Origin of the sequence: Streptodolium elevatio (assembly GCF_040649515.1) — a bacterium.
Lineage (GTDB): Bacteria > Actinomycetota > Actinomycetes > Streptomycetales > Streptomycetaceae > Yinghuangia > Yinghuangia elevatio.
The window spans coordinates 43,658-65,207 of the sequence record NZ_JBEZFP010000040.1 but is presented as its reverse complement, the minus strand read 5'-3'; the positions used below and the strand labels follow the sequence as shown (position 1 = coordinate 65,207).

Here is a 21,550-nt window from a genome sequence, read left to right as displayed (position 1 = left end):
CACCATTCGGCCTAATCCCTGATGACAATCAGGCCATGTACGCGCCCTTCACCCCCAGGCCGTTCGACGTGATCCTCCCGGACGCCCTCGGCCACCCCGCGCTCGGCTTCCGCGACGGCAGGTGGTTCCGCGTCGGGGCCGACCAGCCGCCGCACCCCGTCGCGGCCCGCGCCGCCATCCTCGGCAACCCCGACGCCGCGGGCCCGATCGTGCAGATCATGTGCTGGTGGATGCGCGAGCACCCGCGCGAAGGGCACGCCGTCGACCTGGCCACCGAACTTGCCCTGCTGGTCGGTGAGATGAGCCGCGAGATGTCCCGGGGTGCCTCGCGGGGCACGACGGTGCGCGAACTCAGAGCACCCCGACCGGCCCTGCCAGCGCGTTCCGGTCGATATTGAGGGTCTGGCCGCCGTACGTCTCCTTGACGTTCCCCGCGTGCTGCTTGACCCGGCGCCCGGGCCACAGGTGGTCGGGAATGGCGCCGTCCCCACTGGTCACCGCCTTGTCGTCCCAGCGCGCGTACCAGACCGCGTCCGGCATCGACCGGGTCCCGGCGAACTCCACGAGATCGGCGATGCCCGAACTCAGGCTGCTGTAGTACCCCGGGACAAAGCCGCGGGCCCGCACCCGGTCGCTCCACGCCGACACGAAGTTGAGCACGTCACGCCGGCAGTCGGCGTTGCGGTTGTCGTAGTGCTCCATGTCGAGGTAGACGGCGCTGCCCTTCCTGAAGCCGACCGCGGCCGCCCGGTCGACGGCGTCGTCCGCCTCCGCGCCGCCCATGTCCCAACTGCGCGCGGGGTCGATGCGCTGCACCTTCCCGGAGGTCGTGCACGAGGCCTGCGAGCCGACGTACAGCGGCAGGAACTCCCAGCCCTGCGCCCGCACCTGGCGCACCCAGTCGCGCGTCAGCCCCTTGTTGGCACAGCCGCGGTTCACGCCGCCGACATAGATGCCGACCGCCTTGTACGGCGACGCCCGCCACGCCTTCATCGTCGAGACCTTGGGCGCCTCGCAGGTGTCGAACGCGGCGCCGGTGACGGTGCGCATGCCGCGCGGCGCCGCGCCCCGGGCGTCGGCGACGGGGACCGCGAGCGCCATCAGGACCGCCGTGAGCAGGACGGACGTCCCCGCCCGGTGAATGCGGCGCACGGCCGCCTCCCTTCTCGTACACAGGTCTCGGTCGTTCAACGCTGCGTACGAGAAGGGCGACAATCAGAACAAATGCCCCGTGACGCGCGGCAGGACCACGCGTTCGGCGTAGCCCCGGAGCCCGTTGCGGCCCCGGGGCCCGCGCGACACCGAGCGAAGATCAGGCCGGAACTCCGGCCCCGGGATCAGGCCGGAACTCCGGCCCGAAGATCAGGCCTGGCCCAGGATCAGACCCGAGGTCGGCACGCCCGTCCCCGCCGTCACGAGCACGTTGTGCACGTCGTCGACCTGGTTCACCGAGGTCCCGCGGATCTGCCGGACCCCCTCGGCGATGCCGTTCATGCCGTGCAGGTACGCCTCGCCGAGCTGGCCGCCGTGCGTGTTGGTCGGCAGCTTGCCGCCCTTCAGCAGGTTGTTGTCGGCCACGAAGCCCGGCGCCTCGCCGCGCCCGCAGAAGCCGAACTCCTCCAGCTGCATGAGCACGAACGGCGTGAAGTGGTCGTACAGCACCGCCGTCTGGATGTCGTCCGGCGTGAGCCCCGACGTCTGCCACAGCTGCTTCGCGACCACCTGCATCTCCGCGAGACCGGTCATCTCGTCGCGGTAGAAGCTGGTCATCATCTCCTGGTTGCGGCCCGCGCCCTGCGCCGCCGCGTTGATGATCGCCGGCTTCTGCTTCAGGTCCTTCGCGCGCTCGGCGCTCACGATCACCAGCGCCTGGCCGCCGTCGGTCTCCTGGCAGCAGTCCAGCAGGCCGAGCGGCTCGACGATGCGCCGCGCGTTCTGGTGGTCCTCCATGGTGATCGGCTTGCCGTGGAAGTACGCCGCCGGGTTGTTCGCGGCGTGCTGCCGGTCGGCGATCGCGACGTGGCCGAACGCCTCGGTGCTCGCGCCGTACACGTGCAGGTAGCGCTGCGCGAACATGGCCACCCACGACGCGGGGGTGAGCAGGCCGTACGGCATGTTCCACCCGATCGCGACACCCTCCGCGCTCGGCTCGCGCTCCAGCACACCCGAGCCGAACCGGCGTCCCGAGCGCTCGTTGAACGCCCGGTAGCAGACCACGACGTCGGCGAGCCCGGTGGCCACCGCCATCGCCGCGTGCGTGACCGTGCCGCACGCCGCGCCGCCGCCGAAGTGCACGCGGCTGAAGAACGTCAGGTCCCCGATCCCGCACGCCTGCGCGACCGAGATCTCCGGGTTGGTGTCCATGGTGAAGGTCACCAGGCCGTCGACCTCGGACGGCGCGATGCCGGCGTCGTCGAGCGCGGCGCCTACCGCCTCGGCGGCCAGGCGCAGTTCGCTGCGGCCGGAGTCCTTGGAGAACTCGGTCGCGCCGATGCCCGCGATCGCGGTCTTGCCCTTGAGGGAGTCCGCATGCTTGAGACTCACTTCTCGCCTCCCGGAAGCGCGACGGTGACGGTCCCCGTCACGTGGTTGCCGAGCTTGTTCGCCCCGACGACCGCCACCTCGACGAGGCCGTCGGCCTTCGCGGTGACCTTGCCGGTCAGCGTCATCGTGTCGCCCGGGTAGTTCGGAGCGCCGAGGCGGATGGCGACCTTGCGCAGCTCGGTCTCCGGACCGCCCCAGTCGGTGACCAGCCGGCCCACGAGGCCGTTGCTGGTCAGGATGTTCATGAAGATGTCCGGCGAGCCCTTGTCCTGCGCGAGGCCCGGGTCGTGGTGCACGTCCTGGTAGTCGCGCGTGGCGATCGCGGTCGCCGTGATCAGCGTGCGGGTGAGCGGGACCACCAGCTCGGGGAGCTCGTCGCCGACGTTGACGTCGGCGTACGTGAGGCTCTTCGTGTCGGTCATGCCCCTGCTCCCTTCGCACTGCCCCGCGCGAAGAGCGCGCCGAGGGCCGCGAGCTGCTGGATGCCGCTGCCGAGGGTCACGTCGATCTGACGGCCCCACAGGAAGTGGCGGTGGATCGGGTGGTCGATGTCGGAGCCCATGCCGCCGTGCAGGTGCTGGCACGCGTGGACGGCGCGCTTGCCGCCCTCCGAGGCCCACCAGCGGGCGACGAGCGCCTGTTCGGTCGCGGCCTCGCCCTGGTCCATGAGCCAGGCCGCCTCCAGGGTGGTGACGCGGATGGCCTCGGTGTCCATGTAGGACTCCGCGGCGCGCATCATGACGCCCTGCTTGGTGGACAGCGGCTTGCCGAACTGCTCGCGCGTCGTGACGTACTCGACGGTCCGGGTGAGCGCCTGGGCGCACACGCCGACCTGGAGCGCCGCGAGCGCGACCCGCGCCCGGTCGACGATCCACGCCGCGACGTCCTCGCCCTCGGCGACGTCGCCGACCGGCACGCCGCGCGCACCGGTGAGCGTGACGTGTCCGGACGCCCACGGCGCGGTCGTCGGCGCCGCCTCGACGGCGACCCCGTCCGCGGCCGTGTCGACGACGAACACCGCGGTACGCCCGCCCGCGTTCGCCGTCACCAGCACGCTGTGCGCGACCTGCGCCCACGGCACCGAGCGCTTGACGCCGTCGAGGACGTACGCATCGCCCTCCTGACGCGCCGTCACCTTCGGCTTGCCGGGCAGCCCGGCACCGGCCTCGGCGATGGCGCCCGCGACGATGCGGGAGCCGTCGAGCAGCCCGGGCAGCTCGGCCTCGATGCGCTCGGCGGAGCCGAATCGGAGCAGCGGCAGGACGCCGTACGCCAGCGTGTCCAGCAGCGGCACCTGCGCCGTGAAGCGGCCCTGCTGCTCCAGCAGCAGCGCCAGGCCGACGATGCCCAGGCCGCCGCCGTCGTGCTTCTCGTCGATGACCGCGCCCATGAGCCCGGCCTCGGCCACGTCGCGCCACAGGTCGGCGTCGAACTCCAGGCCCGCGGCCTTGAGCTGCTTCATGCGGTCGTGCGTGGACCGGGCGGCGAAGATGTCGCCGGCGAGCCCGGCCAGGGCCTGCTGGTCCTCGGAGAGGTTGAAGTCCATGGTCAGGCCTCCTGCTCGACCGGGCGGAAGGCCGGCACCTTGAGGTCGGCGTCGTGCTGCACGAACTCCAGCTGCACGCGCATGCCGATGCGCACCTCGTCGTGCGGGATGCCCTCGATGTTGGACAGAGTGCGCACGCCCTCGTCGAGTTCGACGAGCGCGACCGCGTAGGGCATGTCGAACGCCGCGAACTTCGGGTAGTGCATCGTGACGTGCGAGTAGATCGTGCCGCCGCCGGCCGCCTCGATCGTGTCCCATTCCAGGGACGCGCACTTGTTGCAGCCCGGACCGAACGGCAGGCGCAGCGTCTGGCAGTTGGCGCAGCGCTGGATGAGGAGCTTGCCCTCGTCGATGCCGTCCCAGAAGGCCTGGTTGTCGCGGTTGACGACGCGGCGCGGGCGCGGCGGGCGCTTCGCCTCCTTGGCCTTCTTCTTGTGCGGCGTGTAGCGCAGGATGCGGAAGCGGTGGGTGCCGACCAGCTCCCGTTCGTCGCCGTCGCGCACGAAGAGGTTCATCAGCGTGGTGATGAAGTGGCCGGTGCCGAGGCCGGTGGTCTTCTCCTCCGACACCGTCTCGATGAGCTGGTCGAACTCGACGACCTCGCCCAGCCGCAGCGGGCGGACGTACTCCTGCTCGCAGTTGGTGGCCACGACGGAGCCGAAGCCGGCCTCGACCACGAGGTCGTACAGCTTCTGCACGGGGCTGTCCGGGTTGGCGACCGCGGGCTGGAGGCCGCGCATCGTCCACACCTGGAGCATGGTCGCGGGGGCGACGATGCCGCCGAAGTGGGTGTCCTTGGCGAAGTCCGCGTCCGTGTACACGGGGTTGGTGTCGCCCATGGTCTCGGCCCAGTGCCGGATCATCGGCCCGTTCACCGGGTCGAGCGCGACAACGCCCGACTCCGAGTGGACGCCTTCGAACTCCTTGAGGCGCGCGAGGAGCGCCGCCTTGGCCTCGCCGTCTGCCGCCTCGGCCGTGTTGGCCGCTGTGTTGACCGTCACCGCTTCACCTTCGTCATCCCGAGCCGCACCATGGCGACGATCTCGCGCTGGACCTCACTGACGCCGCCGCCGAACGTGTTGATCTGCGCCCGGCGGTTCATCGCCTCCAGGTGGCCGCCGCTGAACGCGCCCGGCGCCTTGGGGCGCAGCAGGGCGTCCGGACCGACGATCTCCATGAGGTTCCGGTACACCTCGATGGCGCCCTCGGTACCGAAGAACTTGACCCCGGAGGCGTCACCGGCGTTGAGGGTGTTGTTGCCGACGTCGTGCACGAGGCGCCAGCTGAACATGCGCACCGCGGACAGGCGCGCGTACGTCTCCGCCAGCTTCAGCTGCACCCACGGCTGGTCGATGACCCGTACGCCGTCCTCGACCTCGGTCTCCCGCGCCCACTCCAGGACCTCGTCGAAGAAGTCCTCGGCCTGCATGCCGAGCGCGGCCAGGGCCACCCGCTCGTGGTTGAGCTGGTTGGTGATGAGGTTCCAGCCGCGGTTCTCCTCGTACACGAGGTTCGCGTACGGCACGCGGATGTTGTCGTAGTACGTCGCCGTCGTCGCCATGCCGCCGACCGTCACGATCGGGGTCCAGGAGAAGCCGGGGTCGTTGGTCGGCACCAGGATCATCGTGATGCCCTTGTGCTTGGGCGCCTCGGTGTCGGTGCGGCAGGCGAGCCAGATCCAGTCCGCGCCCTGCGCGGTGCTGGTGAAGATCTTCTGGCCGTTGATCACCCACTCGTCGCCCTCGCGGACCGCCTTGGTCTGCAACGACGCGAGGTCGGTGCCGGCGGACGGCTCGCTGTAGCCGATGGCGAAGATGATCTCGCCGGACACGATCTTCGGCAGGAAGTACTTCTTCTGCTCCTCGCTGCCGTACTTGATCAGCGTGGGGCCGACGGTGTTGAGCGTCACCATCGAGACGGGCGCCCCGGCGCGGTACGCCTCGTCGAAGAAGATGAACTGCATCTCCGGGCCCTTGCCCTGGCCGCCGTACTCGACCGGCCAGCCGATGCCCAGCCAGCCGTCCGAGCCCAGCTGCCGCCGGACCCGCTGCGTCGTCTCGCCGCCCGCCTCCCCCTCTGCTTCGAGGGCTGCCCGGACGTCCGGGGTGATCACGCGGGCGAAGTACTCCCGCAGCTCGGCGCGCAGGGCTTCCTGCGCGGGTGTTGGGGCGAGATGCACGTCATCGGCTCCTATTACGCAGGTACTTGGCAGAGTCGAATTTCTCCCATACGAAAGAGCTTGTCAATATCAAGCATCTTGGGACGCCGAGACGGCCGCCGTCTCGGACTGCGGGTGAGCGTATGGCGGCTTAGCGTGGTTTGTATGGATACCGATCGGCCGTACGAGCCGCCGGACCCCGGGGCGTCCGCGACTCCGGAGCCCCCGCACGCCCCACCGCCCACTCCGCCGCCCGGCCAGACGCCCGGCCAGACCCCCGGTCAGCCGCCGGTGGCGCCCTCGTCGTCCGGGCCGGCCCCGGGGCAGGCACCCGTCCCGCCGCCGCCCCCGCCCGGCGGCACGGGCTCGACCGCCGCCGGCCCCGGAGGCCCCGGAGCGGCCCCACCACCGCCGCCCGGACCTGCCGGGCCGCCCGCCGCGGCGTACGCGAAGCCCGGCCGTGCCTTCAACCTGGCCGAGGACTGGCCCGCGCTCGCGGTGATGCTCAGCGGCATGGTCGCGGTCGGGATGATGTTCCCGGACTGGTCGATCAGCAAGCTGTTCCGGCAGGAACAAGGGGTCAACGGCTTCAACCGCGACCTGCTGCCCGCCGCGCCGATCATGCTGGTGATCCTGCTGGCCGCCGTCGTGGTTATCGCCGGCTACTCGCTGCTGGTCCACCGGCCGAGGCTCCTGGTCCTCGCCGCGGTGCCCGCCTTCACGGCGCTGATGGTGATCATCGTGATGATGACCACGCTCAGCGAGATCGGGGACAGCATCCTCGGCTCGATCCCCGGCGGCTCGTTCGAGCTCGGCGTCGGGGCCTATCTGTGCCTCGTCTTCACCCTCATCGCGCTGTGCCTGAGCCTGTTCCCGCTCATGGCGATGCTCCGGCAGCCGGTCGTCCCGGCCGCCCCGCCCAGGCCGCCGGCGCCGCACACACCGCAGGGACCGCAGGCGCCGCACACCGAGAGCGAGTGGAGCGCGTCCGGGCCGGCGACTCCGTCCGCGGCGCCGCAGCGCCCCGGCGACGAGTCGTCACGCGACCGGTGACGCGCCGATCGTGGCGGTGAGGTCGGGGGTCAGCGCGTACGGCCGCTCGTCGGGCAGCAGCGCCGACGCCGCCGCGAGATCGCCGGACCTGACCAGGTCGTGCATCTCGTGCGCCAGCGGGGTGACGTCGCGGACCGAGACCAGCCACTCGTCGGCGTAGGCCCGCGTCGCCCAGCCGGCCAGGCCGAGTTGGAGCGACCGGTGGGCCAGCGGCCGCAGGTGGAGGTCGCGCTCGGGGTCCCACTGCACGCGCACGGTGGTGGCGTGCAGCCGTCGGCCCCATGTGTCGCGGTCCGGGTAGACCTTCCGGTCGAAGTGGCTCAGGCACGCCCCGGCGAGCGCGGCCTCGAAGCCCTCGCGGGTGATCTCCAGTGCGAGCACGTGCTCCTGGAGCTTCTTCGCGGCCCAGCCGCAGCGGTACATCATCCACAGAAAGCTGGGCTTGACCCAGGTCATCCGCTCCCGGCTCCAGGTGTCCGGAAACCGGCCCTCGCGCGCCGCGAAGGACGCGATCTGCGGCTTGTACGCCTGATACACCGTCACCGTCTCGGCGGTGTGCAGGGCGCGGATCTGGCGGTTCGTCGGCGCGTCGTCCGCGGTGGTCCCGCGGTCCGCCGTGGTCTCCTCATAGCTCTTCATGTCCCGGGCAGTGTGCCGGGGACGCCGCCACCCCGACCACGGAATTACCGCACGAACGCATGATTCAGGCCGCGCGCCCTTGTTGTGCGCCCCTCGCACCGGCCATGCTCGATGCTCCGGGGCACGACCGGTCCGGAGCACGATCACGCAGCGCGGGGGTGGGAACCGTGCCCGATTCATGTCCGCCGCACGACTGGGTCGACTGGAGCGGCAAGAAGCGTTGCCGCCTGTGCGGGGCCACCATGCAACCGCTGCGGCCCGCGCCCCCGCCACCCGGCGGCGACGACCGCGACACAACGTCGGGCAGGGGAGGTGCCGGCGGCTCGCGCTGGCGCAGACGGAGCAGTGGCCGCCCAGGCGGCCGGCGATGACGCTCCGGGTCCCTCCGCCCCCGCCGGGATTCCAGACCGCGCCGCGCATCCCGTGGCCGGATCTGCACCCCGAGGTTCGCGCGTGCGTCGAGGAGACCGTCGGGGCCGTGGGCGACTCGGCCACCGTATGGGCCGGGTACAGCTGCGACTTCGCCTCCGCGCTCGGCACCTCGTCGGGGAGCTTCTTCGTCAAGGGGGTGCGCCACGGGCATCCGGCGGTCGCGCAGCAGTACGTCGAGGCCACCGTGGCGCCGTACGTCACCGAGTTGTCGCCACGTCTGCTGCGGCACATAAGCACGTGCGGCTGGGACGTCCTGGTGTTCGAGTACGTCGAGGCGCGGCACGCCGACCTGTCCCCCGGCTCGGCCGATCTGCCGTGCGTGGCCGACGCGTTGCGGCGCCTGACCACGCTCCCGCCGCCGGACGCAGACGTACCGCTCGAACGGGTCTCCGACCGCTTGGCCGACTACCTCGACGCGACCGCGCTGCGGCTGCTCGACGGCGAGAGCCTGCTGCACACCGACCTGAATCCGCACAACCTGCTGTCCTGCGGCAAGCGGGCGTACGTCGTCGACTGGGCCACCGCCGCGCGCGGGCCCGCGTGGCTGGATGTCGCCCACGCCGTGCTGCGGCTCATGGAACACGGCCACACCGCGGCGGACGCGGAGGCGTGGGCGCGCCAGGTGCCGTGCTGGTCCGAGGTGTCCGCGGCCGAGATCGACGCGCTCGTCACCGCGCACGTCCGCGCGTGGTGGGCACTCGCCGAGCCGGACGACGCCCGGCGCTGCTCGGCCCGCTTGATCGCGCTCGGCGGTGTCAACCGCGCCCGATAACGCCGAACAACGCCGGGCGGCGCCGGACAACGCCGACGCCGCCCACGTGAGACCAGATCACGCGCCCGCTCAGGGCATGTGCTTGAGGATCACGAACTTGTTCGCGAAGACGATCTCGTAGACCGCGCCGCCGTGCCGGTCGGCGGCCTCCTGCACCAACCGGTCGCGGGACTCCTGGTCCCACACCTCCGGTTCGCCGACCGCGATGTAGTCCGGCACCACGCCGCCGGTCGCGCCGATCCAGAACACCTGGGCGCGCGACGGAAGCTGCGAGATGAGCCCGAGGTCGGTCTCGACCGTGGACCCCTCGGCGACCTTGGCGACGGCCGCGTTGGCGGCGGGCAGCCGAGGCGGTGTCTTGTACTCCTCGGGCTCGATGAGCCGCGACGCCGGCAGGAAGGCGCACAGTGCGAGCGACGCGCCCACGACGGCGGCGGGCAGGTTGCGCGCGTACGTCCGCAGCCACGGCCGCGGCGAGTCCCCCGCCCGTTTGATGCCGTCCACCAGCGCGACGAAGACGATCGGCATCAGCACCGCGTTGTAGTGCCAGTCCTGGCCCCAGTGGTTCGGGGTGTCGGAGAGCAGCCGCCACGCGAGCGTCGGGGCCGCGATGACCGCGACCGGCGAGCGCAGCGCGAGGAAGCCGGCCGCGCCGAACACCCACAGCAGTGTCTTGACCTTGACGAACGGCCACACCAGGTCCTTGGGGAAGCCCCCGAAGATCCCGAAGAGCGAACCGCCGCCCGCGCTCTTGCCCTGGTCGTAGACGCCGTCCGGATTCAACGCCGGAATGAGGATGTACACGGTCAGCGCCATCGCCGCGGCACCCGCGACCATCATCACCGCGCCCAGGCGCCACTGCCGCTGGGTCAGCAGGTAGATGCCGACCGCCCCGACCGTCAGCGCGAGGTCCTCCTTGACCAGCAGCAGCGGCAGGCACCACAGGATCGCGGCGAGCCAGCGCCGCAGCAGCAGCTTCTCCAGCGTGAAGGCGATGAGCGGGACCGCGAAGGCGATCTCGTGGAAGTCGAACTCGACGGCCCGCTGGATCCCCCAGGACAGGCCGTACGCCACACCGACCGCGACACCGCGCGCCTCGCCGAGGACCCGGATGGCGATACGCGTCACGGGGACGACCGAGACCGCGAACAGCAGGGCCTGGGCGAGCAGCAGCGTCACCGGCGACGGGAAGACCCGGTACAGCGGTGCGAGCGTCGCGAGGATCGGGCTGAAGTGGTCGCCGAGCTGGTTCATGCCCGGCTGCCGCACGTCCACGATCGGGGCGCCGAAATGCGCGTACCCCTTGACCGCCTGCTCGAAGATCGCAAGGTCCCACGACGGGTTCTCGACCTTGCGGAAGCGGAGCAGCGATATCAGCGTGTAAGCGCCGAAGAACATGGTCGCCAAGAGGTACGGCACCGGCTGGACGATGATGTCCCGAGGCGGGCGGGACGCGTCGGTCTCGCGCTGCCTCGGGATGGTCAGGGTTCCGATCCGCAACTGCTGCACACACGTTTGTCTCTTACGAGGGCGGCACTTGTCCACTTGGCCCGGATGACTGTTACCCGCCGGACGCGTTTCGCCTGCGGAAATAGGTCCAGCTCGTCTCGTTGGGCGCGGACCACTCCTCAGGGGACCGGGCGAAGGCCGGGTTCTGCGCCGCGACGTACTTGCGCAGGTGCTCGGGCAGGTGGTCGTAGCCGCCCAGTTTGGTGCCGTGGCAGTGGAAGACGAGCCCGCCGGGCCGGTCGCCCATGCGCATCCACGGCAGCCACGGCGACAACCGCGTCCAGGAGAAGTGGCACGGGACCGAGGGCAGGTCGGGGCGGTCCAGGTCGGTCCTGCGCGCGAAGAACTGGAACAGCTCGGCCGCGCGGTAGACGTCGTCCGCGGAGTTCTCCGGGTACTGCGCGACGGGCAGCGGCGACGGGTACGCCAGCAGGATGTCCTGGCCCCACATGACGTCGTCGCCGAGCTCGGTCACCAGGGCCCGCCACGGCCCGCGCGGTCCGTCGAGGAGGAAGTCCATGTTCACCGGGTCGTTCCAGATGTGCAGCACTTCGCAGTCGTCGCCGGTGACCGGGTTGGCCCAGCCCTCCAGGATCTCGCCGGTGCGCGGGTCCTGGTAGAACGCCGCCTCGCGGGCCAGGAAGCGGTGGCCGCCCTCGACCGCCACGGTCCGCCCGACGTTGAAGCCCTCGAAGCGGAACAGGTGCCGGAAGTTCTCGCCGGGAGCCTGGGCGTGCACATTGCCCGTCCACCACACGACGGTGTCCTCGGGCCCGAGGCTCGCTCTGGCGCGCACGAACGCGCGCAGGTTCTCGGCCGGTTCGGCGAGGTCGGGCCGGGTCGCTTCGGGTTCTTCGCGGTCGTGCGGCACAGGGCACCTCCGTGCGATCGGCGTACCCGCGAAGCGTAGTCGGCCGTTGTGCGCCGCTGTGCGCCATTGCGCGGCTTTGCGGAACGGTGTTTCCATTCATCTCGGGAGCACGAACAGGGCATGGCGAACGCCTCGGGAGGCGACCGCAATGACGCTGTACGGCGGTGGGGCCGCGCTCAACATGGCGAACGGCGTACGCGAGTTCGCCCGTTCCGGACCGGACCGCCCCGCGGTGCTCGACGGAGACCGGACCCTGACGTACCGCGCCCTGGACGACCGCGCGAACCGCCTCGCATGCGCGCTGCTCGACTGCGGCCTCGCACCCGGCGACCCCGTCGCCGTACTGCTGCCGAACTGCCTGGAGTTCCCCGAGGTGGCGACCGGCCTCGCGCGGGCGGGTCTGCCGATGGTGCCGCTCAACCCCCGGCAGACCGCGCCGGAGAGCGACTGGATCGTCCGCCACTCCGGGGCGCGGGCGCTGATCCTGGACGACGCGCTGGCCGACGTCGTGGCCGGGGTGCCGGTCGAGTTCGTCCTGTCGATGCGCGGCACGTCGACGGGACCGGACTACGAGAGCGCGCTGCGCACCGCCCGCGCGGTCGACCCGCACGTGCCGGTCGGCGACCTGGACGTGTTCGGGATCCAGTACACCTCGGGAACGACCGGGAACTCCAAGGGAGTTCTGATCACCCACCGGAGCCGGGTGCTCCAGGCGTACCTGGCCGCGCTCGAATGGGGGCTCGGCTCGGGGCGTACCAGCGTCGCGGTGGCACCGATGTACCACGGCGCGGGGTTCTTGTTCGGCTACGCCCCCGTCCTGACCGGCGGCACGGTGGCCATGCTGCCGCGCTGGGACCCCGAGCAGCTGCTCGCAACCGTCGAACAGGTCGGCGCGCAATCGGTGTTCCTGGTGCCCACCCACGCGCAGACCATCCGTGCGCTCGGCGAGGACGCGCTCGCCCGACACGACCTCGGCACGCTGGACACGCTCTACTTCAACGCGGCTGCGCTGCCCGTCGCGCTCAAGCGGTGGGTGATGGCGGCCTTCCCGCGCTGCGGCGTGCACGAGCTGTACGGCTCCACCGAGGCCGGCATCGTCACCAACCTCCGCCCGCGGCACGCGGCCGACAAGTGGGGGTCCGTCGGCCACCCCTGGTACATGACCGAGGTTCGGCTCGTCGACGACGCGGGCCGCCCGGTCGGACCGGGTGAGCCGGGCGAGCTGTTCAGCCGCTCGCCGTTCCTGATGAAGGGCTACCTGGGCGACGCCGCGGCCACCGCCGCGTGCACGACCGAGGACGGGTTCCTGACCTGCGGCGACGTGGCGGTGGCCGACGAGGAGGGCTTCCTGTCCATCGTCGACCGCAAGAAGGACGTGATCATCTCGGGCGGCGTCAACATCTACCCCCGGGAGATCGAGGAGGCGGTCGCCTGCCACGCCTCGGTCCTGGAGGCGGCGGTGACCGGCGCGCCCGACGAGACGTGGGGTGAGCGGGTCGTCGTACATCGTCCTGCGCCCGGGCACCACGCTGGACGCGGCGGAACTCGACGCGTTCCTGCGGCCGCGCATCGCAAGGCACAAGCTGCCGCGCGAGATCCGCCTGATCGACGCTCTACCGCGCAACGCGGCCGGCAAGGTCCTCAAGCGCGCATTGCACACGTGCTGAGCCCCCGTGCGGGCCCTGTTGCCGGTACGGTCGGTCTCGCTCTCGGGGGAAATAGGTCGGGGACGGCATGTCGAGGGAGAGCGCATGGCGTACATCGACGGGTACCGCTTGGCCGCGTCACGCGTCCTGGACCTCGCACAGCCGATGCGGAAGGGCATGCCGCAGTCGGCGAACCACCCGCCCTTCCGCATGGCGCTGGAGCGCAGGCACGGCGACTACGTCCGCACGGACGGAGGCTCGGCGGCGAACGAGGTCATCGTCACCGGCGGCCACGTCGGCACGCACGTGGACGCGCTGGGCCACGTCTCGCAGGACGGCCTCGTCCACGGCGGACTGGCCGCCGCCGACGTCCAGAACCACCAAGGGCTGTCGGCGCTGGGCATCGACACCTTCCCGCCCTACGTCGGCCGCGCGGTCGTCCTCGACATCCCGCGCCTGTACGGCGTCCAGATCCTGCCGCCGGGCTACGAGATCACCGCCGACGACCTGTCGCGCGCCGAAGGCCTGGCGGGCTCAGATGTACGCCCCGGGCAGGCCGTCCTCATCGGCACCGGCTGGTCGCGGCTGTGGGACCAGTACGACGTCTTCACCGGCATGCGCGAGGGCGTACCCGGCCCGGGCGCGGACGCGGCCCGCTGGCTCGCGTCCCGCCGCGTACGCGTGGTCGGCGGCGAGACCCTGGCCTTCGAACGCATCGGCCCGGGACTGGGCCACAGCACCCTGCCCGTGCACCGCATCCTGCTGGTCGAGTCCGGCATCAACATCGTCGAGACGATGCGCCTGCACGAACTCCTCGACACCGGCCTGGGCGAGTGCCTCCTGATCCTCGCCCCACTCCCCATCGTCGGCGCAACAGGAGCCCCGGTACGCCCGCTGGCCATCGTGCCCCAGTAGCCGGCGCCCGACCCGCGCCCTACTCGTACGCGACCACGGTCGCTCCCCGGCCCTCGTTGGAAGGCCCGTTGACGTCGCAGATCTTCACCGGCGCCGCGTTGGGGGTGTCCAGGTCCAGCCGGTAGAGGGCCGGCACGGAGGACGTAGTGCCGTTCCCGGACAGGAACACCACGCTCTTGCCGTCCGGCGAGAGCATCGCGCCCTGGTTGGTACGGGAGTTGGCCGGCAGCAGGTCCTCCACGGCCGTCACGGCGTCGAAGTCGTCCGAGAACGTGATCTGCACCAGCCGGGTGTCGGTGGCGCAGACGTGGACGGTGTCGCTGCGCCAGAAGCGCGGCATGCAGCCGTCGGGGACGTCGCCGCTCCCGGGCAGCACGGTTTCGTTGTGATAGCCGGGTTGGCCGGCCTTGCCGGCGACTTCGGGGTCCTCGCCCGGCAGGGACACCCGGAGGTCGGAGACGTCGTCCCAGTTGGCCGCCGCGGTCGCCGAGGGGTTGACCGAAGTGGCGCTCACCTGCACTCCGTTGCCGCCCAGGGGTGTCCACAGCTTGTCGCCGGCGAAGACGAACCCGGGGTACCGCTGCTCGGTCGTGGCGGCCTCGACCGCGGTACCCGGGTCGGTGCCCGCCTCCCGGGAGACGATCCGCCCGCCTCCCTTGGGCTGGTACCAGAGGGTGTTGGTGCCGGGCTTGAACAGCGGCTCGATGTCGTTCGGCGCGTCGCTGAACGCGTCCTGGTCCGGCGGCGGTCCGGCGGCTTTGCCGGTACGCAGGTCGAAGGCGTCGGCCTGGCTTCCTCCCCCGAAGCCGGGTGCGGTGCCGGCGACCAGCGTGTAGTCCGCGTTGAAGAGCTGGCGAACCTGCTGCTGCGAGCGGCGTATCGAGCTGGACTTGCAGAGGTGTTCGGGTCGGCCGCCGGCCGGGCTGAAGGCAAGCTGCCGCTGCTCGACGACCCGGCCCGTGCTGAGCGAGTACGACGCGATCGACGCCACGGCCCCGTCAACCTCGGTCCGGCACCAGATGAGTGTCACCGTGCCGCGGCCGAACAGCTGCCCGGCACCGGGCACCGACGGGGCAGACCCGCTCCGGTCTCCCGGGTCGGCCGGGGCGACCGGTCCGACGCCCGGCAGTGCGCCACCGCCGTCGCTGCACCCGGTGAGCATGATCGCCACCGCGGCAAGTGCGCCCGATATACCGCGACTCAGCAGTTTCACGATGACCCCCGTCATGATCAGCCTCACCGCGGAGGCTAGCAGCCGCCCAACCGGGTCAGCCGGTTTTGACGGCGACGATGCGGGTGCCGGGGGCGAACTCGCCGCGGTGCGCGGCTGCGAAAAGGCCGTACAGCATCTTGCCGACGTAGATCTCGTCCGGCGCGATGCCGTGGCGCCGCGCGAAGTCGGCGAGGAAGGCGGTGAGTTCGGGGGTCGTACGGGCGTATCCGCCGCAGTGCGCGGAGCCGTCGACGCGCCAGCTACCGCGCGTCTCGCCGTACGTCTGCCGCTGCAACTCCGCGACGTCTCGCGCGAGGAAGTCCCCTTTGAGGACCGCGAACCCGACCGCGGCCTTGTCGGACGGCAGCCCGGCGGCGATCCCGGCCAGCGTGCCGCCGGTCCCGCACGCGACCGCGACCACGTCGTACGGGACGTCGATCTCGGACGGCAGTTCGGCGCATCCGCGCACCGCCGCCGGGTTGCTGCCGCCTTCCGGGATCGCAAAGAAGTCGCCGTACTCCTGGCGCAGTTCGTCGAGGTACGCCGACTCCGCCCGCCGCCGGTACGCCGCCCGGTCCACGAACACGAGCCGCATCCCCCGCTCGGCGGCGTAGGCCAGCGACGGGTTCAACGGCTTGCCGGCCAACTCGTCGCCGCGGATGACACCGATCGTCGCGAACCCGTGCAGCGCCCCGGCCGCGGCGGTGGCGCGGATGTGGTTCGAGTACGCCCCGCCGAAGGTGAGCAGGGTGCGGTGCCCGCACTCGCGGGCCTCGACGAGGTTGTACTTGAGCTTGCGGAACTTGTTGCCGGGCAGCTCGGGATGGACGAGGTCGTCCCGCATGATCCACAACCGGAGCCCGCGGGACGCGAACCGTTCGTCGTTCAGCTCGTGCAGTGCGGACACTTGATCGCCGAGAGGAAGGCCGGCCAGGAGCGGTTGGGAACGGTGAGGTTGCCTCGACCGCGGTCCTTCGTGTCACGGACACCGGTCACCGAGGCACATGCCGCGACCTCGACGCACTCGGACACCTCCGCGTTGCCGGAGTAGGACGACGTCCGCCATGCAAATTCGTTGTCGATCACAGTTCTCGAAGCCTAGCTTGAATCGTGGAGAGCGACTCCTCCGGCGACAATGCGAGCGCCTTCAGGCGCGCCGCCTCTCTCTTGTGACGCCGGACATCGTGGGGCAGGTGGTAGGCGTTCATACCGCCTGCGTGTTCGGTATAGACGACGCTGGTGGCATTCGCCTCGAAGTCGGGCGGGACTGCGGCGGCGCCTGAGCGTGTGGAGCGGGGACATAGAGCCCACACCCCTTCGTCGGCAAGGCACGAACACGACTTTCCTGGCAGGGCAGTTCGGTTCGCGGCAAGCATATGATCGACTTTCGCCGCTTTGTCGCCCGCGCCGACGGAAGGTTGATGGCACGCAAAGGGAAAGGCCCTTCCCTGCCCGCCCGGTTCATTCCGGTACGGGAGATCGGGCGCGGCGCGACAGGTGGCGTCTGGGCGGCGTACGACCAGGTCCGCGGGCATGTGGTCGCGGTCAAGCTGCCGGGCGGCAGGTCCTACGAGGAGATGGCGCGGTTCGCCCAGGAGGGGCGGCTGCTGTCCGGGCTGCGGCATCCGAACATCGTGCGCGCGTTCGACTTCGAGACGGCACCGGGCGAGGCGTACCTGTCGATGGAGGCCGTGCAGGGGTCGACGGTGGCCGAACTCCTGGAGAGCCAGGGGCCGTTCACGCCGGAGCGGACGGCCTTCATCGGGGCGCAACTGGCGTCCGCGCTCAAGACCGTGCACGACGCGGGCTGGATCCACCGGGACATCGACACCGGCAACGTGCTGATCGAACCCGGCGACCGGCCGAAGCTGATCGACTTCGGCGTCGCCGCGCCCATCGACACGCGCGAGCCGGACCTCTCCCCCAGGGAGTACACGCCGGGGTACGCGGCACCCGAACGCGTCCCGTCCGAACTCGGCGGGATGGCCCACGGCGGACCTGCCACCGACCTCTACTCACTCGGCGTCGTGATGCACGAAATGGCCACCGGGCGTCCGGTGTTCCCCGGACGCGCCAGGCGGCGGCTGGCACGGCAGCAGCGCGAGGTCCCGCCCAGGCTGAGCCAGGTCGTTCCTGACACTCCTCGTGAGCTGAGCGACGTCGTGGCGCAGCTCCTGTCCCGGGAGTACGCCCGACGGCCGCAGTCCGCGGACGAGGTTCTGGAACGGCTGTCCGCGGTCGTCGATCGCCCCGAATCCGAGCCTGGGCCCGGGCTCGGGCGCGGCCCCGGGCTCGGGCGGGGGCCGGGACCCGCGCCCGAGAGCAGGCGCGCTGATGCCTCCGCTCCCGAGGCGGCGCGCCATGAGCGGGGCGAGTCCGCTGACTCGCCCCGCCCGGAGGCGCGCAGCGATGCGCTGCCGGGGAAAGAACCACGGGACTTTCCGGGCGTCATCGGTCTCACCCGGGTCGACGGCAACCTCGTACAGGGTCCGCACCCCGATACCTCCGCGCCGCGCGAGCGGGGGCAGGGGCAGGCGCAGGGACAGACGCAGAGACCGGGCCACGCGCAGGAATCCGCGTACGGCGTCGATCGCCCGCGCCGGGAGTCCCGCGTACGACCCCCGGCGCCGGGGACGGACCACTCACGAGAACTCGAGCGCTGACCGGGTCGCCCTGCCGGACCTGCCGGGCCTGCCGGACAGAAGCCCTGCCCTACGGCTGGAGCCCTGCCCTACGGCTGGAGCCCGCGGAGCTTGTTCGGGTTGAGGGCCATGCGGATCGCGGCGATGCGGCCGTCCGGGGACGCGTCGAAGTTGATCGCGCCGACGTTCGTGCCGCCGAGCGTCAGGAGCAGGCCGGCCTCGCCGTTGATGTCGGCGATGTGCATCTCGACGCCCTGCACTTCCGGCTTGGCGAGCACGCCGAGCAGCCAGCGGGCGACGTGGTCCGGGCCGTGCAGCGGGCGGCGCGCGGCGGTGACGACGCCGCCGCCGTCGGACCACGTGGTCACGTCGGGGGCGAGCAGCGCGAGCACGCCGTTGAGATCGCCGCCCGCGCACGCCTCGCGGAACTTCTCGGCGATCTCCCGCTGCTCGGCGGCGTCCGCGGTGAAGCGCGGACGGCGGGCCTGCACGTGCTCACGGGCGCGGTGCGCCTGCTGCCGGACCGTCGCCTCGGACTTGCCGATGACCTCGGCGATCTCGGCGTGCGAGTAGCCGAAGACCTCGCGCAGCATGAAGACCGCGCGCTCGGTCGGGGTCAGGGTCTCCAGCACGACCAGCACCGCCATGGAGACGGTGTCCGCCAACTCGGCCTCCTCGGCGACGTCGGGCGAGGTGAGGATCGGCTCGGGGAGCCACGGCCCGACGTACGCCTCGCGCGCCACCTGCGCCGACTTGAGGCGGTTGAGGCTGAGGTTGGTGACCGTGCGCACGAGGTAGGCCTTGGGGTGGTCGACCGCGGACCGGTCGGCCTGGTTCCACTTGAGCCACGCGTCCTGCACGATGTCCTCGGCGTCGGCCACGCTGCCGAGCATGCGGTACGCGGTGCCGAACAGCAGGCGCCGGTGCTCCTCGAAGACGTCGGTCATGGGCCTCACCGTCGCACCGGTGATCACGACGCGGCAAGGGCGCGCAGGCCCTCCGCGGAATCCGGGTACCGCGGCTCCCAGCCCAGTTCTTCCTTCGCCTTGGCGTTGGCCACCCGCATGCCGGCGGTGACCATCCGGTACGCGTACGACATCGGCCGCATCATCAGCGCCGGGACCCGCATCGGCCGCGGCGTCCCGAACGCCTCGGCGACCTCGCGCACGTGGGCGCCGAAGCCCGTCGGCACGTCGTCCACGATGTTGTACGCCTCCCCCGCCCGACCACCCTCGACCGCCAGCGCGACGGCCTCGCCGGCGTCCACGAGGTTCACCCACGGCAGCACGCGCCCGTGGTCGTTGACGGCCGGTAGCTTCTTGTCGCGCAGCAGCCGCACGATGCCCTCGGTGCCGCCCGGCCCGTAGAAGAGCCCGAAACGGAGGGCGATTCCCTCGATGCCCTGGGTGCCGAGCATCATGCTCTCCTTCACGCGCATGGCCTCGATGTGCCGGGCCACGCCCCGGTCGCCGGCCGCGCCGAAGGGGTCGTCCTCGGTGACGACGTGGTCGCCGAAGTCGCGGTAGCCGTACCCGAAGACCATGGACTCGGCGATCACCCGGCGGGCGCCGAGTTCCTGCGCGGCCTCCATCAGGTTGCGTGTGCCCAGGATGCGCAGGTCGTCGGTCGCGAACATGTCCTTGTGGCGCATGGGCGCCTCGCGCAGCGCGGTGGCCGCGTGCACCACCGCGTCCACCTCCAGGCCGTCGACAGCTCTCAGCAGTTGCTCGCGGTCCATCAGGTCGGCGGTCACGTCGGCGCCGGCGCCCCGGCCCAGCCCGATGACGTGGTACCCGGACCGGTTCAGCGCGTCGGCGATGTGTCCGCCGAGGACCCCGCTCGCCCCTGCCAGCAGCACGTTCTTGGTGTCAGTCATGGCCATGGGACAAACACTCCCCTCCGAACGTGACACTTTCGACTGTGACCCGCGTCACACCACCTCCCGGGGTCGCGGAGGGATCTCCATCGATCTTTCAATCGGCAGTGTTCGTAACGGACTTCCCCCTTGGAGGTAGATCGGGCGGGGAGCACACTCCGAAGCGACGCACCGCACGGCGAGCGTGCCGCCGGCCGCTCAGCGGTGCGCGAAAGGGGGGACGTCCGTGGCCATCGGGATCATCGTGACGGCAGTTGTGCTGCTGCTCGCGGTCGTCATCGTGTTCAAGCTGATGTGGCGCGTCGCCGAGCCGAACGAGGCGCTGCTGATCTCCGGCTCGCGGCACCGCACGGAGGGCATCGGGGAAGGACTCGGGTTCCGCATCGTCACCGGACGCGGCACCCTCGTCCTGCCCGGGGTGCAGGCGGTACGCAAGCTCTCGCTCGACCTCAACGCCGCCGACCTCGCCGTCGAATGCGTCACGCAGCAGGGCATCCCGGTGCACCTGCGCGGCGTGGTGATCTTCAAGGTGGGCGACGACTACATCTCGATCGCCAACGCCGCGCGCCGGTTCCTCGACCAGCAGACGAAGATGGTCGACCGGGTGCACAACGTCTTTGCCGGACACCTGCGTTCGATCGTCGGCGGGCTGACCGTCGAGGACCTGATCCGGGAGCGCGAGAAGCTCACCGAGCAGACGCGCGCGTCGTCGGGTGCCGAGATGGAGAAGCTCGGGCTCATCATCGACTCGCTCCAGATCCAGGAGATCCTGGACCCCACCGGCTACATCGAGAATCTGGCCCGCCCGCACGCCGCCGCCGTGCAGCGGGACGCCCGCATCGCGCAGGCGCTCGCGGACCGCATGGCGACGGAGGCCGAGCAGGAGGCGGAAGCCCGCAAGGCCGAGGCGACGCGCGACAGTTGGCTGCAACGTACGGGCTACCAGGCCGAGATGGACAAGGCCGCGGCCGAGTCCAAGCAGGCCGGCCCGCTCGCGGACGCCGCGGCGCGCCAGCAGGTGATCGTGCAGGAGACCCGGGCCGCCGAGTTGGAGGCGCAGCGGCGCGAGCAGCAGTTGCAGGTGGACGTACGCAAGCCCGCCGACGCGCAGGCGTACGAGACCCGTACCGTCGCCGAGGCCAAGCGCGACGCGCGCATCTCAGCCGCGCAGGCGGAGGCACGCGAGACGGAGCTCCAGGCGGCCGCCGAGGCGACCCGGGTACGCGCCGCCGCCGAGGCCGAGGCCGACGCGGCCAAGGTACGCGGCCTCGCGCAGGCCGAGGCGACCCGAGCCGTCGGCACCGCCGAGGCGGACGCCGACCAGGCGCGCGGCATGGCCGCCGCGGAGGCCGCGAAGGCCCTCGGTCTCGCGGAGGCCGCCGCGATCAAGGCCCGCGCGGAAGCGCTGCGTGACAACCAGGACGCGGTCATCGCCCAGCAGTTGGCGGAGAACTGGCCGGAGATCGTACGGGCGGGCGCCGAGGCGTTCGGCAACGTCGACCACATGGTGCTGCTGAACGGCGCGGATGGGATGTCGGACATGTTCGCCAAGGCGCTGACCATGGGCGGCACCGGGCTCGGGCTCGCGCGGCAGCTGCTTGCGTCGATGAACCCGGCCCAGGAGAACGGCGTCGCCGGACAGAAGAACGGCACGCCGGTCGCGCCGGTCGCGCCGGTCGCGCCGGTGAGGCTGGACACCGAAGGGGCGTGAGCGGGCGCGGGCTTGCGGGGAGA

At 71.3% G+C, this 21,550-nt stretch carries 21 protein-coding genes and 1 pseudogene; 7 read left to right on the top strand and 15 right to left on the bottom strand.

Annotated elements, in window-relative coordinates; genetic code table 11:
* Nucleotides 1–398, top strand: a 398-nt coding sequence (locus AB0C36_RS17635; protein WP_358354986.1) for a hypothetical protein, incomplete at its 5' end; no start/stop codon positions are given.
* Here the strand turns inward: AB0C36_RS17635 and AB0C36_RS17630 are convergent.
* The 6 genes from AB0C36_RS17630 to AB0C36_RS17605 all read right to left on the bottom strand — a co-directional run bounded on the left by AB0C36_RS17630 (nt 352) and on the right by AB0C36_RS17605 (nt 6,269).
* Entirely contained in the window at nt 352–1,152 is an 801-nt protein-coding gene (locus AB0C36_RS17630) for a glycoside hydrolase domain-containing protein (protein ID WP_358354984.1), read from the bottom strand. The genes AB0C36_RS17635 and AB0C36_RS17630 overlap by 47 nt on opposite strands.
* A 210-nt stretch (nt 1,153–1,362) precedes the next feature.
* Nucleotides 1,363–2,544, bottom strand: coding sequence for a lipid-transfer protein (locus AB0C36_RS17625; protein WP_358354983.1), 1,182 nt, complete (start codon nt 2,542–2,544; stop codon nt 1,363–1,365).
* Nucleotides 2,541–2,966 (bottom strand): MaoC family dehydratase, encoded by a 426-nt coding sequence (locus tag AB0C36_RS17620; RefSeq protein ID WP_358354982.1) that lies wholly within the window; start codon nt 2,964–2,966, stop codon nt 2,541–2,543. The genes AB0C36_RS17625 and AB0C36_RS17620 overlap by 4 nt, the downstream gene beginning before the upstream one ends.
* Nucleotides 2,963–4,090 (bottom strand): acyl-CoA dehydrogenase family protein, encoded by a 1,128-nt coding sequence (locus tag AB0C36_RS17615; protein WP_358354981.1) that lies wholly within the window; start codon nt 4,088–4,090, stop codon nt 2,963–2,965. Before AB0C36_RS17615 ends, AB0C36_RS17620 begins: the two co-directional genes overlap by 4 nt.
* A 2-nt stretch (nt 4,091–4,092) precedes the next feature.
* Nucleotides 4,093–5,091: a bifunctional MaoC family dehydratase N-terminal/OB-fold nucleic acid binding domain-containing protein gene (locus AB0C36_RS17610; RefSeq protein ID WP_358354980.1), complete on the bottom strand. Its 999-nt coding sequence runs from the start codon at nt 5,089–5,091 to the stop codon at nt 4,093–4,095.
* Entirely contained in the window at nt 5,088–6,269 is a 1,182-nt protein-coding gene (locus AB0C36_RS17605; protein ID WP_358354979.1) for an acyl-CoA dehydrogenase family protein, read from the bottom strand. The genes AB0C36_RS17610 and AB0C36_RS17605 overlap by 4 nt, the downstream gene beginning before the upstream one ends.
* Nucleotides 6,270–6,413: 144 nt before the next feature.
* On the opposite strand from AB0C36_RS17605, the gene AB0C36_RS17600 reads away from it, so the two are divergent.
* Nucleotides 6,414–7,301 carry a hypothetical protein gene (locus AB0C36_RS17600; RefSeq protein ID WP_358354977.1) on the top strand — a complete coding sequence of 296 codons (888 nt, stop codon included), beginning with the start codon at nt 6,414–6,416 and terminating at the stop codon, nt 7,299–7,301.
* Here AB0C36_RS17600 and AB0C36_RS17595 read toward each other — a convergent pair.
* Nucleotides 7,287–7,940, bottom strand: coding sequence for a DUF4291 domain-containing protein (locus AB0C36_RS17595; protein ID WP_358354975.1), 654 nt, complete (start codon nt 7,938–7,940; stop codon nt 7,287–7,289). The two genes, AB0C36_RS17600 and AB0C36_RS17595, sit on opposite strands and share 15 nt — an antisense overlap.
* A 367-nt stretch (nt 7,941–8,307) precedes the next feature.
* On the opposite strand from AB0C36_RS17595, the gene AB0C36_RS17590 reads away from it, so the two are divergent.
* Nucleotides 8,308–9,144: a phosphotransferase family protein gene (locus AB0C36_RS17590; RefSeq protein ID WP_358354973.1), complete on the top strand. Its 837-nt coding sequence runs from the start codon at nt 8,308–8,310 to the stop codon at nt 9,142–9,144.
* A gap of 69 nt (nt 9,145–9,213) precedes the next feature.
* Here AB0C36_RS17590 and AB0C36_RS17585 read toward each other — a convergent pair whose 3' ends face one another.
* Nucleotides 9,214–10,653 (bottom strand): DUF2079 domain-containing protein, encoded by a 1,440-nt coding sequence (locus AB0C36_RS17585; protein ID WP_358354971.1) that lies wholly within the window; start codon nt 10,651–10,653, stop codon nt 9,214–9,216.
* Between the two features lie 52 nt (nt 10,654–10,705).
* Nucleotides 10,706–11,524 carry a DUF1838 family protein gene (locus AB0C36_RS17580; RefSeq protein ID WP_358354970.1) on the bottom strand — a complete coding sequence of 273 codons (819 nt, stop codon included), beginning with the start codon at nt 11,522–11,524 and terminating at the stop codon, nt 10,706–10,708.
* 148 nt (nt 11,525–11,672) lie between these two features.
* Between AB0C36_RS17580 and AB0C36_RS17575 the strand changes: the two are divergent.
* Both AB0C36_RS17575 and AB0C36_RS17570 read left to right on the top strand, forming a co-directional pair.
* Nucleotides 11,673–13,191 (top strand): annotated as a pseudogene (locus tag AB0C36_RS17575) (class I adenylate-forming enzyme family protein).
* A gap of 84 nt (nt 13,192–13,275) precedes the next feature.
* Entirely contained in the window at nt 13,276–14,085 is an 810-nt protein-coding gene (locus AB0C36_RS17570) for a cyclase family protein (RefSeq protein ID WP_358354969.1), read from the top strand.
* Nucleotides 14,086–14,104: 19 nt separating this feature from the next.
* Here the strand turns inward: AB0C36_RS17570 and AB0C36_RS17565 are convergent, their stop codons facing one another.
* From AB0C36_RS17565 to AB0C36_RS17550, 4 genes are read right to left on the bottom strand one after another with little or no spacing between them, the layout of a single operon-like run.
* Nucleotides 14,105–15,313, bottom strand: coding sequence for a hypothetical protein (locus AB0C36_RS17565; RefSeq protein ID WP_358354967.1), 1,209 nt, complete (start codon nt 15,311–15,313; stop codon nt 14,105–14,107).
* A 40-nt stretch (nt 15,314–15,353) separates the two neighbouring features.
* Nucleotides 15,354–16,205, bottom strand: coding sequence for a 1-aminocyclopropane-1-carboxylate deaminase/D-cysteine desulfhydrase (locus tag AB0C36_RS17560; RefSeq protein ID WP_358354965.1), 852 nt, complete (start codon nt 16,203–16,205; stop codon nt 15,354–15,356).
* Nucleotides 16,184–16,330: a DUF397 domain-containing protein gene (locus AB0C36_RS17555; RefSeq protein ID WP_358354997.1), complete on the bottom strand. Its 147-nt coding sequence runs from the start codon at nt 16,328–16,330 to the stop codon at nt 16,184–16,186. Before AB0C36_RS17555 ends, AB0C36_RS17560 begins: the two co-directional genes overlap by 22 nt.
* 50 nt (nt 16,331–16,380) lie before the next feature.
* Nucleotides 16,381–16,674: a Scr1 family TA system antitoxin-like transcriptional regulator gene (locus AB0C36_RS17550; RefSeq protein ID WP_358354963.1), complete on the bottom strand. Its 294-nt coding sequence runs from the start codon at nt 16,672–16,674 to the stop codon at nt 16,381–16,383.
* Between the two features lie 45 nt (nt 16,675–16,719).
* Here AB0C36_RS17550 and AB0C36_RS17545 point away from each other — a divergent pair, with 45 nt between their 5' ends.
* The gene (locus AB0C36_RS17545; protein ID WP_358354961.1) at nt 16,720–17,961 is read left to right on the top strand and encodes a serine/threonine-protein kinase; all 1,242 of its coding nucleotides are present in this window, start codon (nt 16,720–16,722) and stop codon (nt 17,959–17,961) included.
* 68 nt (nt 17,962–18,029) lie between these two features.
* Here AB0C36_RS17545 and AB0C36_RS17540 read toward each other — a convergent pair whose 3' ends face one another.
* Both AB0C36_RS17540 and AB0C36_RS17535 read right to left on the bottom strand, forming a co-directional pair.
* A complete protein-coding gene (locus AB0C36_RS17540; RefSeq protein ID WP_358354959.1) occupies nt 18,030–18,887 on the bottom strand; it encodes an RNA polymerase sigma-70 factor in 858 nt (285 codons plus the stop codon).
* Nucleotides 18,888–18,910: 23 nt separating this feature from the next.
* Nucleotides 18,911–19,822, bottom strand: coding sequence for an NAD-dependent epimerase/dehydratase family protein (locus AB0C36_RS17535; RefSeq protein WP_358354957.1), 912 nt, complete (start codon nt 19,820–19,822; stop codon nt 18,911–18,913).
* 286 nt (nt 19,823–20,108) lie between these two features.
* On the opposite strand from AB0C36_RS17535, the gene AB0C36_RS17530 reads away from it, so the two are divergent.
* Nucleotides 20,109–21,527, top strand: coding sequence for an SPFH domain-containing protein (locus AB0C36_RS17530; protein ID WP_358354995.1), 1,419 nt, complete (start codon nt 20,109–20,111; stop codon nt 21,525–21,527).
* The last annotated feature ends 23 nt before the right edge of the window (nt 21,528–21,550 follow it).

What these genes read in the sequence shown, in the direction of transcription:
- AB0C36_RS17620 (WP_358354982.1), bottom strand. Translation starts at nt 2,966, where the DNA reads ATGACCGACACGAAGAGCCTCACGTACGCCGACGTCAACGTCGGCGAC.
- AB0C36_RS17615 (WP_358354981.1), bottom strand. Translation starts at nt 4,090, where the DNA reads ATGGACTTCAACCTCTCCGAGGACCAGCAGGCCCTGGCCGGGCTCGCC.
- AB0C36_RS17600 (WP_358354977.1), top strand. Translation starts at nt 6,414, where the DNA reads ATGGATACCGATCGGCCGTACGAGCCGCCGGACCCCGGGGCGTCCGCG.
- AB0C36_RS17595 (WP_358354975.1), bottom strand. Translation starts at nt 7,940, where the DNA reads ATGAAGAGCTATGAGGAGACCACGGCGGACCGCGGGACCACCGCGGAC.
- AB0C36_RS17590 (WP_358354973.1), top strand. Translation starts at nt 8,308, where the DNA reads ATGACGCTCCGGGTCCCTCCGCCCCCGCCGGGATTCCAGACCGCGCCG.
- AB0C36_RS17570 (WP_358354969.1), top strand. Translation starts at nt 13,276, where the DNA reads ATGGCGTACATCGACGGGTACCGCTTGGCCGCGTCACGCGTCCTGGAC.
- AB0C36_RS17565 (WP_358354967.1), bottom strand. Translation starts at nt 15,313, where the DNA reads ATGACGGGGGTCATCGTGAAACTGCTGAGTCGCGGTATATCGGGCGCA.
- AB0C36_RS17550 (WP_358354963.1), bottom strand. Translation starts at nt 16,674, where the DNA reads ATGCTTGCCGCGAACCGAACTGCCCTGCCAGGAAAGTCGTGTTCGTGC.
- AB0C36_RS17545 (WP_358354961.1), top strand. Translation starts at nt 16,720, where the DNA reads ATGGCACGCAAAGGGAAAGGCCCTTCCCTGCCCGCCCGGTTCATTCCG.
- AB0C36_RS17540 (WP_358354959.1), bottom strand. Translation starts at nt 18,887, where the DNA reads ATGACCGACGTCTTCGAGGAGCACCGGCGCCTGCTGTTCGGCACCGCG.
- AB0C36_RS17535 (WP_358354957.1), bottom strand. Translation starts at nt 19,822, where the DNA reads ATGGCCATGACTGACACCAAGAACGTGCTGCTGGCAGGGGCGAGCGGG.
- AB0C36_RS17530 (WP_358354995.1), top strand. Translation starts at nt 20,109, where the DNA reads ATGTGGCGCGTCGCCGAGCCGAACGAGGCGCTGCTGATCTCCGGCTCG.